The organism is Streptomyces sp. MB09-02B (assembly GCF_033794485.1).
Classification (GTDB): Bacteria; Actinomycetota; Actinomycetes; order Streptomycetales; family Streptomycetaceae; genus Streptomyces.
Genome location: NZ_JARGEE010000330.1, coordinates 1 through 10,308 on the forward strand (window position 1 = coordinate 1; position 10,308 = coordinate 10,308).

Genomic DNA, 10,308 nt, shown 5'->3' on the forward strand with positions numbered 1-10,308 from the left:
GTGCCGGCCGGGGGTGAGGCCCTCGGGGGCGCGGCGCCATTTCTCCTGGACCACGACCTCGCGCAGGCGCCAGCCGTCCGGGGTGCGGACCAGGCCGAAGGCGTAGCGACCGCCGCAGACGAAGTCGGGGGCGGTGGACCCCCCGTCGTGACCGGCGAAGCGCATCGGGTTGATGTAGTCCGCCTGCACCCGGGCGGTGTCGCCGGTGTCCTGCTCCAGGAGTTCGAACCGCAGCCGTCTGTTGACGATGAGGTGCTGACGCATGGGGAACAGCTCCATGCTCCGCGCCAGCCACCCCGCCACCTGCCCGGCATCCCCCTCGATGCCTCCGGCGGAGCGGTAGTCCGCGCGGCCCCGCGGTGCGAACAGGTCCCGGTACGCCGTCCAGTCGCCGTCGTCCACCGCCACCGCGTACTCGGTGATCAGGCCGTCGACGGCGAGGCGGTCCATCACGGTCGCGAGCTCCACACGCTGCGTCATCGGCTCAGTCTTGGGGCAGGACCCGCGCCACGCCAAGGGGCGTGCGGTCGGATGGGGGATATTTCCGGTGCGGCGGAGCTGTCGGGCCCGTGACCGGCCGCGCATCGGCCGTGGATATTCGCTGGCTCGGCGGCGTGGCCGTGACCGAACCTGGTGCCCGTGACTGAAAGTGAACGCCCCTCGGCGACCGAGCCCAGGTTCCGTGTCCGTGCCCGCCACACCGCCGACACGGTCACCGTCTACCAGGCGTACCGCCCGGAGATTGGCGGCCCGGCAGCGCGGCACGGTCGTTTCCCGGCCGCGTGGAAGCGGGACCGGATGACCTGGATCAAGCCGTCCTTCCTGTGGATGATGTACCGCTGCGGCTGGGGCCTGAAGGAGGGCCAGGAGACGGTCCTGGCCGTGGAGATCAGCCGTGAGGGTTTCGAGTGGGCGCTGCGCCACTCCTGCCTCTCGCACTACGTCCCCGAAGTGCACGAGAGCCGGGCCGCCTGGCAGCGGGAGGTGCGCAGGTCGCCCGCACGCGTCCAGTGGGACCCCGAGCGCAACCTGGGGCTCGCCCCGCTGCCGTACCGCTCGTTGCAGCTGGGACTGTCGGGCGAGGCGGCGGCACGGTACGCGGACGAGTGGATCGTCGGCATCGAGGACGTGACGCCGCTCGCCAGGGAGATCCACGGCCTCGTACGGGCACGTGATCTGGACGCGGCCACGGCGCTGCTTCCGGAGGAGCCGCCGTATCCGGTCGCGGACGACCTCCTGACCCATCTGCGGCGCTGAGTCCCGGAGCGTGGCGCGGGCCGGAAGCGGGCGTGATGCGTGGCATGAGGGTCCCGGGAAGTCGGCGGGCAGGGGCACCCTCAGCATCGGCCGGGCCCACGAGCACGCGCGCGAGCTTGCGCTATCCGGCGGATCAACGCGTGGGCCCCGTGCACGCCGTCCCGGTGGGAGGTGGGGTGGCGCCGTCAGCGTGCCGCGAACTGCACGCCGGTCCGCTGCACGACGTCGGGCCGCACCGTGAGGCCCTCGACGGTCAACCGCTCCCCGTAGATGTCGGTGATCCGGAGCGCGCCGCCGCACCCGCCGCCCTGCTCGGAGAGGAAGTAGTTGTACTCGGTACGCGGCAGCGGGGTCCAGGCGCCGCCGGAGCGGACCTCCAGGCGGGCCACCGGGTTGCGGTGTCCCAGCACCTGGATGCCGCACCAGTACTGGCTGGACCCGGTCTTGTACCGGATCGAGAGCGGGTCCGAGGCGGCGGGGCTCAGCAGGCTCCAGGTGATCGGTATCTCACCGCGTGAGGGTGCGGCGAGCTTGGCGAAGGCCTCGGCGCTGAGGTCGAGTTGGCCGGGCCTGCACGGTGACGGGCACTCGTTGGTGATGCGGACCGTGACGGCGGCGCCGCCCGCCGCGCGGACGCGCACATAGGCCCCGCAGGCCTTGGACACCTCGTAGTCGGTGGTGTTCATCGCCGCCGTCATGACGTCGTCGCTCGCCCCGAACGAGCAGGCGCCGTCGCCGGTCCCGGCGTCGTAGAAGGTGGCGACCCCCTCGTAGTCGATCCCGGGGCGGATCCGTCCCGCCAGTTGTCCCGAGGCGGAACCGGACCGCCCGGTGGCGGCGGTCGTCGGCGGGGTGGGCTCGGTGGTCGGGGTCGCCGACGGGGTGGTCTTCGAGGCCGACGGGGAGGGGGACTTCGACGGGGTGGCGGAGGGCTTCTTCCGCTCCGGTGTGCCGGCGGGCGGTGCGGACGTCCGGGTGGTGGCCGCGACGGGGGTGGCCCCCGACTTCCCGGCGGCCTCGGGGCCGGTGTCGCGGTCGGGGCCGAAGGCGATCACGAGCGACGCGGCGAGCCCGACGGCCGCCACGGCGGCGACGGCGGCGGATATGAGGGCGGGGCGCCGTCCTGGACGGCGGGCGGAGCGGTGGGAACGGGCTGCCACGTTCAAGTCCTTCGGTTCCGTGCCTGGTTCGGGAGAAAGGGTGATGCGTGTGGGGCTCGCGTGAAAGGAGCTTGCCACTCATCTGTTGCCGCCGGGACCGGAATGGTTGCCCTCGATGCGAGGTGGGGGCGAAGCTGCGATCGTAGGATGATCGATCGTTTGCTTCGTCGGGGAGGTTGGGATGTCACGTCCGGTCACGGTGGTCACGGGTGGGAGCCGGGGGATCGGTGCCGCGACCTGCCTGCGGCTCGCCGCGGACGGGCACGACGTGGTGGTGGGCTACGTGAACGACGGCGCGGCCGCCGAGTGGATCGCGACGGGGGTGCGGGCCAACGGGGCGCGCTGTGTCACGGTGAAGGCGGACACCTCGGTGGAGGCCGATGTGGACCGGCTGTTCGAGACGGCGGCGGACCGGCTAGGGCCGGTGACCGGGCTGGTCAACAACGCCGGAGTGACGGGCCCGTTCGGGAGGCTGGCGGACACCGGCACGGAGGAGCTCAGGCGGGTGGTGGAGGTCAACCTCCTCGGTGTGCTGCTGTGTTCGCGCCGGGCGGCCCAGGTGATGGCGGCCTGGGGCAGCGGCGCCATCGTCAACGTGTCCTCGGCGGCGGCCACGCTGGGCAGTCCCGGTGAGTACGTGCACTACGCGGCGACCAAGGCGGCGGTCGACACGTTGACCATGGGGCTGGCGAAGGAGCTGGGGCCGGACGGTATTCGGGTCAACGCGGTCGCGCCCGGGGTGGTCGACACCGAGATCCATGCGCGGATGGGCGACCCGGAACGCCCCGACCGGATCGCCGCGTCCGTGCCGCTGCGCCGCCCCGGCCGCGCCGATGAGATCGCCTCGGCCATCGCATGGTTGATGTCGGCCGAGGCGTCGTACACGACGGGGGCGGTGCTGAGGGTGTCGGGGGGTCGGTGAAGCGCCGTTGGGGCCTGGTCACTGGCGGACTGCTGGTTGTACGTGGTTGCTCGCGCAGTTCCCCGCGCCCCTTTCAGGGCGCGGTTGTCCGTCCGTGGTGCGAGTCCCGCTGCTCGTCGCGGAGTTGCTCGAACGCCGTCGGTCTCCGCCGGTCGGGCAGGAACTCCTTGATGCGGGAGGCGCATTGGAGGGGGTCCGCGCGGCTCGTGTCGCACTCGATGTCGTAGAGGCCGTGGGCGTGCACCTGGTCCAGCTGCCGGGCCGCGAGCCCCAACGGCCGGTCGCCGCGCCCCCGTTCACGCCGCGGCGAGTTCGTCGCGTCCGCAGCGCACACCGACGAACACGACGTCCTGGGGCACGAACAGGTCGAGACAGTCCCGCAGTCGCCATGCGGCGCTCAGGACGTGGTCCATGACGATGTTGTTGCCGGCGGCGGCCATCCCCGCGATCGCGCGGTGGTAGCCCCGCCAGGTGCGGTGCAGGACGGTGGCCAGTTCGTCAGGGGGCAGTTCCCGGGAGGTTCGCATGGCGTGGAACGCGTCGACGGGGATGTGGAAGTACGGCTCGTCGAGGATGCGCAGCAGCTCCGTCGCGATGCTCGACTTCCCCGAACTGGACGTGCCGTTCAGGAAGATGATCACGCGGCCTCGATCACGTCTCCCCGCATCGCCGCCGCCCATTCCACGACCAGCAGTTCGTACTCCGCCCGCTCCTGCGCCGACAGCGACGCGCCCGCGTGGCGCCACAGCGCTCTGATCCTGTCGTTCAGGTCGTCGGCGGACCGCACGGAACCACGGGCGGGGAAATCGGGGGACATGCGGAACAGAGTAGGCGCCCGAACTGACGGTGCGCTACTGGGTGGCTACAGATGCCGTATGTGGTTGGTCACTGGCGGGAGTTGGGGACGGCCGCTCTGTCCGGGGCGACCCCGGTCAGTGCCCTGATTCGCCCGCGTGCGGGCTCAGCACGCCCGTGGAGACCAGGACGACGATGATGATGCCGAGCGCGATGCGGTACCAGACGAACGGCATGAAGCTCTTGGTGGAGATGAACTTCATGAACCAGGCGATGACCGCGTAGCCGACGAAGAAGGCGATGACCGTGGCGAAGATCGTCGGGCCCCAGGAGACATGCCCGCCCTCCATCGCGTCCTTGAGCTCGTAGCCGCCCGAGGCGATCACGGCCGGGATGGCGAGGAGGAACGAGTAGCGCGCGGCGGCCTCGCGCTTGTAGCCCATGAGCAGGCCACCGCTGATGGTGGCCCCGGAGCGGGAGACACCGGGGATCAGGGCCATGGCCTGGCAGAGGCCGAAGATCAGGCCGTCCTTGACGCTGAGCTGTTCGAGGCTCTTGCGCTCCTTGGCGGCGCGGTGCTTGCCACCGGTCTCGTCCCGCGCGGCGAGGCGATCCGCGACACCCAGGACGATGCCCATGACGATCAGCATGGTGGCCGTGAGGCGTAGGTCGCGGAACGGGCCCTCGATCTGGTCCTTGAGGGTCACACCGAGCACACCGATCGGGATGGAGCCCACGATCACCAGCCAGCCCATCTGGGCGTCGTGGTCGCTCCGCATCTCCTTGTTGAACAGCGAACGCGACCACGCCGAGATGATGTTGGCGATGTCCTTGCGGAAGTAGATCAGCACCGCGGCCTCGGTGCCGATCTGGGTGATCGCGGTGAAGGCCGCGCCCGGGTCCTCCCAGCCGGAGAAAGCGGCCGTCAGGCGCAGGTGCGCGCTGGAGGAGACGGGGAGGAATTCGGTCAGCCCCTGGACGAGTCCGAGGATGAGGGATTCAAACCAAGACATGGAGTTACGTGGTCCAAGCGCTGATCGAGGAGGGCCGACGGAAGACGTGCCGCGCCGCGGGGGCGGGTGATCGCAGGTGCTGGGGGCAGCCTAGCGCCCCGTGGGAACAGGGCCGGCACAGGGGTTTGGGAGCGACGGGCGGGCCCCAGGTGGAGGGTGTGCGGGGGACGGGTGGAGCGCGGGCGTTCCGAGGCGTGGAACGGCCGGATCCGTGGTGTTGACCAGTCACTATGTCCGCACATACTTTGCTGGCGAGGGAAAGCGCTTGCCGTGCCGAGGGTCGCCGTTCCGCCGGAACCCCCGCCACCAGGGCGCCTGCCACCGTCCGATGTCACGTTCGATGGAGTGCTGATCACGTCCATGCCCACATCCAGCAACGACCCGAGCCCGACTGCGGACCACCGACCCGACCGTCCCCCGGCCCCCCTGGCCGGCCGCCGCGTCCGGGCCGCGATCGTCGGCATCGGCGCCATCGGCGGCGGCTCCCATCTCCCCGCACTCCAGCTCCTCGCCGAGGAGGGCGAGACCGAGGTCGTCGCGGCCGTCGACGTCGATGCCGAGGCGGTGGCCAAGTTCTGTGCCGCGCACGGCATCCCGCACGGTTACACCGATCTGGAGCGCATGCTGGCGGAGCAGCGGCCCGACCTGGTCAGCATCTGCACCCCGCCGACCCTGCACCGCGACCAGACGATCACCGCGCTGCGGGCGGGCGCCTGGGTGTGGTGCGAGAAGCCGCCGGTGCCGACGCTCGCCGACTTCGACGCGGTCGAGGCCGAGGAGGGCGCGGAGACCGGGGGACCCTACGCCTCGATCGTCTTCCAGCACCGCTTCGGCTCCGGCGCGCGGCACGTGCGCCGGCTGATCGCCGAGCGGAGCCTCGGGCGGCCGCTCGTCGCGCACTGCCAGACCACCTGGTACCGGGACACCGCCTACTACGCCGTCCCCTGGCGCGGCCGCTGGGCCACCGAGGGCGGCGGGCCCGCCATGGGCCACGGCATCCACCAGATGGACCTGCTGCTCGATCTGCTCGGCCCGTGGAGCGAGGTCCGGGCCATGGCGGGGCGGCTGGTCCACGACGTGGAGACCGAGGACGTCTCCACGGCCCTGGTGCGCTTCGAGAGCGGCGCCCTGGCCACCGTCGTCAACAGCGTCCTCAGCCCCGACGAGGTCAGCCGCATCCGCATCGACTGCGAGCGCGCCACCGTCGAACTGACCCATCTGTACGGCCACTCCAACGCCGACTGGTCCGTCACCCCCGCCCCCGGCACCCCGGAGGCGGACGTGGCGGCCTGGCGTGACTTCGGCGCGGACGTGCCCAGCTCCCACCTCGCCCAGCTGCGCGAGCTCGTGGCGAGCATGCGCGCGGGCGAGCGGCCGCGCAGCAGCGGCGCCGACGGGCGGACGAGCCTGGAGCTGATCGCCGCGCTGTACAAGTCGGCGTTCACGGACGCGACCGTACGGCGTGGGGAGATCGGACCCGGGGACCCGTACTACACGGCCATGCACGGCGGTGCCCCCGGCTGGGCGCCCGGAACCGTCCCGGTGCCCGTCGACGCGGGCAACGCCGACGCGGGCAACGCCGGCACCGGCTCTGTCGGCACGAGTGAGGAGATCACCGCATGACCTTCCACGACGGGCTGCGCGTGGTCCACGCACACGGCGACCGGATCACGGTCACCGAACCCACCACGGGCGTCGAGCTGTTGAGCTACGTCTACCGGCCGGAGGCGGACTGGGAGGCCCCGAAGCCGTATCTGCACCCCATCCGGACGCTGGCCGGGGACGTCGTCACCGACTTCCGGCCCAACGACCACCGCTGGCACAAGGGCCTGCAGCTGACGGCCTCGCACCTGTCGGGCCAGAACCTGTGGGGCGGCAACTCGTACGTCCACGGCGAGGGTTATCTGCCGATCCCGGAGCGGGTCGGCTCGATGGCGCACGTCGGCTTCGACGTCGTCGAGTCGGACGGCGAGCGGGTCGTGATCGCCGAGCGGCTGACCTGGCACCCGTACACCGGGGAGCTGTGGGCCGACGAGGAGCGCCGGATCGAGATCCACGACGTGGACACCGAATCCGGATCGTGGGCACTGACCTGGACGAGCGCGATCACCAACCGCCGGGACGAGCCGCTGCTGTTCGGCAGCCCGACCACCGCGGGCCGGGAGATGGCCGGCTACACCGGTCTGTTCTGGCGGGGGCCGCGCGCCTTCCGCGACGGGCGGATCATCGGGCCCGACACCGAGGGGCCGGGACTGATGGGCGAGCAGGCGTCCTGGCTGGCGTACTCGGGCGAGCACGACGGCACCGACGGCCACGCCACGCTCGTCTTCGCGCACGCCCCCGAGAACGACCACACCGGAGCCGAGGGTGCCCACCCGGCGCACTGGTTCGTCCGCAACGAGCCGTTCGCCGCCGTCGCCCCCTCCTGGGCGTTCTTCGAGGAGCTGGAGCTGGCTCCCGGCGAGACGCTCACCCGTCGTTACCGGGTCGTCGTGGCGGACGGTTCCTGGGAGCGGGAGGAGATCGCCAAGTACCTGGAGGCGCACCCGTGGTGAGCGGCTACGAGGGACTGCCGGGCGGGGTCGCCCTGTCGCACCTGTCCGTGTACGACTGGCCGGCCGCGGACGGGGTCTGCGGCGGCACGCCCCATATGCACCTGACCTGCTCGGAGGCGTACGTCGTCACCGGCGGGCGCGGTGCCGTGCAGACGCTGACGACGTCCGGGTACGAGGTCACGCCGCTGGCGCCGGGAACTGTCGCCTGGTTCACGCCCGGCACCATCCACCGGCTGGTCAACGAGGACGATCTGCGCATCACCGTCCTCATGCAGAACAACGGGCTCCCGGAGGCGGGGGACGCGGTCCTCACGCTGCCGCCGGAATACCTGACCGATCCGGAGACGTACGCCGCGGCCACCCGCATCCCGCTCGACGCGCCGGAGGAGGAGCGGGAGCGCGTCGCCCGCGCCCGGCGCGACCTCGCCCTGGAGGGCTACCGGGCGCTGCGGGACGCCTCCGGGCCCGAGCCGCTCGCCGCGTTCCACCGGGCCGCCGCCGCGCTCGTGCGTCCCCGGCTCGCGGAGTGGCGGGCGAGGTGGGAGCGGGGGGCGCGGGCGGCTGCCGCCGCGACCGGGGCGCAGCTCGAACGCCTGGAGCGGGGGGACGTCTCCCATCTGGCCGATGCCGGGGTGTGGGCCGAGAAGCCCTCCGAGACCGGGAAGTTCGGGATGTGCGGGCGGTTGGACGTCTACAAGGGGGACTGAGTAGGGGGTTCCGGGCGCCTCGAAGTCCGGGGAGCCTGTGGTCGAGCGGCTGCGGGTGGTGTGTGGTTGCTCGCGCCGTTCCCCGCGCCTCTATGGGGTGGGGGTCGTCGGGCCCGTCACCGACCAGCCCGGGGTCTGCGGGTGGGCCTTGAGGTCCTCGTGGTGGACCTCTGTGCCGCAGGCCGCGCAGATGACCGTGGGGGCCAGGGTCTTGCCGCAGGCGTGTTCGATCACCATGGGGCGGTCGTCGTCGGTGCGGAGATGGCGGTCGCCCCATGCCATGAGGGTCATCAGGACCGGCTCCAGTTCGAGACCCGCCTGGGTGGGCCGGTACTCGAAGCGCTGAGGGCGCTCGTTGTAGGCGTGCTTGGCCAGGACACCCGCGTCCACCAGGCGCCGCAGGCGGGTCGCCAGCACGTCGCGCGGTGCCCCGATGTTGCGGACCAGCTGGTCGAAGCGGCCGTTGCCGAGGCAGACCTCGCGCAGGACCAGCAGGGAGTACTTCTCGCCGACGATCGCCAGGGTGTCGGCGATGGAACAGGGGCGCGGATCTCCGGAGGCGGGCATGCGCCCAGTCTAGGGGAGGGTTTGTTTTTCCAACTTCCAGGGTTATGGTGAGTTCGGAATTCCTACTCGCTAGTAGTTCTCCCTGGTAGCCATGGAGGCCCGACCCATGCGTGACGCCGTGATCGTCGAAGCCGTACGCACGCCCCTGGGCAGGGGGAAGCCGAACGGCGCCCTCGCCCATGTCCACCCCGTCGACCTCCTCGCCCACACCCTGCGCACCCTCGTCGACCGCTCCGGCATCGATCCGGAGCTGATCGACGACGTCATCGGCGGCACCGTCGACCAGGTGGGCGAGCAGGCCATGAACACCACCCGCTACGCCGTCCTCGCGGCCGGCTTCCCGGAGACGGTCCCCGCGACCACGGTCGACCGGCAGTGCGGCTCCTCCCAGCAGGCCGTGCACTTCGCGGCCCAGGGCGTCATGTCGGGCGCGTACGACCTGGTCGTCGCCTGCGGGGTGGAGTCGATGAGCCGGGTGCCGATGTGGTCCAACGTGCCGCCCGGCAAGGATCCGTTCGGCCCCGGGGTCGCCGCGCGCTACCCCGAGGGGCTCGTGCCCCAGGGCATCAGCGCCGAGCTGATCGCCGCGAAGTGGTCGATCGGGCGTGAGCGGATGGACGAGTTCGCGGTGTCGTCCCACCACCGGGCCGCGGCAGCCTGGGAGGGCGGCCTCTTCGACGCCGAGGTCGCGCCGCTGGAGGGGGTGACCCGCGACGAGTGCGTACGGCCCGGCAGTACGCCCGAGATCCTGGCCGGGCTGCGGCCCGCCTACCACGACCCCGGCTTCGCCGAGCGGTTCCCGCAGATCGAGTGGAATGTCACGGCGGGGAACGCAAGCCCCGTCAACGACGGAGCGTCCGCCGTCCTCGTCGCGTCCGCCGAGACGGCCGCACGGCTGGGGCTGCGGCCCCTCGCCCGGCTGCACTCCTTCGCCGTCACCGGCTCGGATCCGCTGCTGATGCTCACGGGGGTCGTCCCCGCCACCGAGAAGGTGCTGCGCCGGGCCGGGCTGGGCATCGACGACATCGATCTCTTCGAGGTCAACGAGGCGTTCGCCGCCGTCGTGCTCGCCTGGCAGCAGGAGACGGGCGCCGACCTGGACAAGGTCAACGTCCACGGGGGCGCCATCGCCCTGGGGCATCCGCTGGGGGCCAGCGGGACCCGGCTGACGACGACGCTGGTGCACGCGATGCGGGAACGCGGCGCTCGCTACGCGTTGCAGACCATGTGCGAGGCGGGTGGGCTCGCCAACGCGATGGTGTTGGAGGTGGTTTGAGGTGGCGGCGGTTCGAGGGCGCGACGGTTCGAGGTGGGGGCCGTTGGGGTTGGAGG

Annotated in this window: 11 protein-coding genes and 1 pseudogene; 6 read left to right on the forward strand and 6 right to left on the reverse strand. The window is 71.7% G+C overall.

Going from position 1 to position 10,308, the window contains the following annotated elements; all coding sequences use genetic code 11:
- Positions 1-480 (reverse strand): nuclear transport factor 2 family protein (locus tag P1P70_RS33035; RefSeq protein ID WP_319244355.1); only part of this gene is annotated, 480 nt, incomplete at its 3' end.
- 159 nt (positions 481-639) lie between these two features.
- Between P1P70_RS33035 and P1P70_RS33040 the strand changes: the two genes are divergently transcribed.
- Positions 640-1,257 (forward strand): DUF4291 domain-containing protein, encoded by a 618-nt coding sequence (locus P1P70_RS33040; RefSeq protein ID WP_319244356.1) that lies wholly within the window; start codon positions 640-642, stop codon positions 1,255-1,257.
- A 185-nt stretch (positions 1,258-1,442) separates the two neighbouring features.
- Here P1P70_RS33040 and P1P70_RS33045 read toward each other — a convergent pair whose 3' ends face one another.
- A complete protein-coding gene (locus P1P70_RS33045; protein ID WP_319244359.1) occupies positions 1,443-2,417 on the reverse strand; it encodes an expansin EXLX1 family cellulose-binding protein in 975 nt (324 codons plus the stop codon).
- A gap of 181 nt (positions 2,418-2,598) precedes the next feature.
- Between P1P70_RS33045 and P1P70_RS33050 the strand changes: the two genes are divergently transcribed.
- Positions 2,599-3,339 (forward strand): glucose 1-dehydrogenase, encoded by a 741-nt coding sequence (locus tag P1P70_RS33050; RefSeq protein WP_319244361.1) that lies wholly within the window; start codon positions 2,599-2,601, stop codon positions 3,337-3,339.
- 73 nt (positions 3,340-3,412) lie between these two features.
- Here P1P70_RS33050 and P1P70_RS33055 read toward each other — a convergent pair.
- The 3 genes and pseudogenes from P1P70_RS33055 to P1P70_RS33065 all read right to left on the reverse strand — a co-directional run bounded on the left by P1P70_RS33055 (position 3,413) and on the right by P1P70_RS33065 (position 5,147).
- Positions 3,413-4,019 (reverse strand): annotated as a pseudogene (locus P1P70_RS33055) (chloramphenicol phosphotransferase CPT family protein).
- Complete coding sequence (locus tag P1P70_RS33060) at positions 3,977-4,156, reverse strand: hypothetical protein (RefSeq protein ID WP_239752292.1); 180 nt, start codon at positions 4,154-4,156, stop codon at positions 3,977-3,979. Before P1P70_RS33060 ends, P1P70_RS33055 begins: the two are co-directional and overlap by 43 nt.
- 115 nt (positions 4,157-4,271) lie before the next feature.
- A complete protein-coding gene (locus P1P70_RS33065) occupies positions 4,272-5,147 on the reverse strand; it encodes an undecaprenyl-diphosphate phosphatase (protein WP_319244365.1) in 876 nt (291 codons plus the stop codon).
- Between the two features lie 360 nt (positions 5,148-5,507).
- On the opposite strand from P1P70_RS33065, the gene P1P70_RS33070 reads away from it, so the two are divergent.
- From P1P70_RS33070 to P1P70_RS33080, 3 genes are read left to right on the forward strand one after another with little or no spacing between them, the layout of a single operon-like run.
- A complete protein-coding gene (locus P1P70_RS33070) occupies positions 5,508-6,770 on the forward strand; it encodes a Gfo/Idh/MocA family oxidoreductase (protein ID WP_319244367.1) in 1,263 nt (420 codons plus the stop codon).
- Entirely contained in the window at positions 6,767-7,702 is a 936-nt protein-coding gene (locus P1P70_RS33075; RefSeq protein ID WP_319244369.1) for a PmoA family protein, read from the forward strand. The genes P1P70_RS33070 and P1P70_RS33075 overlap by 4 nt, the downstream gene beginning before the upstream one ends.
- The gene (locus tag P1P70_RS33080; RefSeq protein ID WP_319244371.1) at positions 7,696-8,409 is read left to right on the forward strand and encodes a cupin; all 714 of its coding nucleotides are present in this window, start codon (positions 7,696-7,698) and stop codon (positions 8,407-8,409) included. Before P1P70_RS33075 ends, P1P70_RS33080 begins: the two co-directional genes overlap by 7 nt.
- Positions 8,410-8,499: 90 nt before the next feature.
- Here P1P70_RS33080 and P1P70_RS33085 read toward each other — a convergent pair whose 3' ends face one another.
- Positions 8,500-8,976: a helix-turn-helix domain-containing protein gene (locus tag P1P70_RS33085; RefSeq protein WP_319244373.1), complete on the reverse strand. Its 477-nt coding sequence runs from the start codon at positions 8,974-8,976 to the stop codon at positions 8,500-8,502.
- 106 nt (positions 8,977-9,082) lie between these two features.
- Here P1P70_RS33085 and P1P70_RS33090 point away from each other — a divergent pair, with 106 nt between their 5' ends.
- On the forward strand, positions 9,083-10,252 hold the full coding sequence (locus tag P1P70_RS33090) for a thiolase family protein (RefSeq protein ID WP_319244375.1): 1,170 nt from the start codon (positions 9,083-9,085) through the stop codon (positions 10,250-10,252).
- Positions 10,253-10,308: the final 56 nt, after the last annotated feature.

Coding starts and splice junctions, on each gene's coding strand:
- P1P70_RS33050 (WP_319244361.1), top strand. CDS start 2,599: ATGTCACGTCCGGTCACGGTGGTCACGGGTGGGAGCCGGGGGATCGGT.
- P1P70_RS33060 (WP_239752292.1), bottom strand. CDS start 4,156: ATGTCCCCCGATTTCCCCGCCCGTGGTTCCGTGCGGTCCGCCGACGAC.
- P1P70_RS33065 (WP_319244365.1), bottom strand. CDS start 5,147: ATGTCTTGGTTTGAATCCCTCATCCTCGGACTCGTCCAGGGGCTGACC.
- P1P70_RS33070 (WP_319244367.1), top strand. CDS start 5,508: ATGCCCACATCCAGCAACGACCCGAGCCCGACTGCGGACCACCGACCC.
- P1P70_RS33075 (WP_319244369.1), top strand. CDS start 6,767: ATGACCTTCCACGACGGGCTGCGCGTGGTCCACGCACACGGCGACCGG.
- P1P70_RS33085 (WP_319244373.1), bottom strand. CDS start 8,976: ATGCCCGCCTCCGGAGATCCGCGCCCCTGTTCCATCGCCGACACCCTG.
- P1P70_RS33090 (WP_319244375.1), top strand. CDS start 9,083: ATGCGTGACGCCGTGATCGTCGAAGCCGTACGCACGCCCCTGGGCAGG.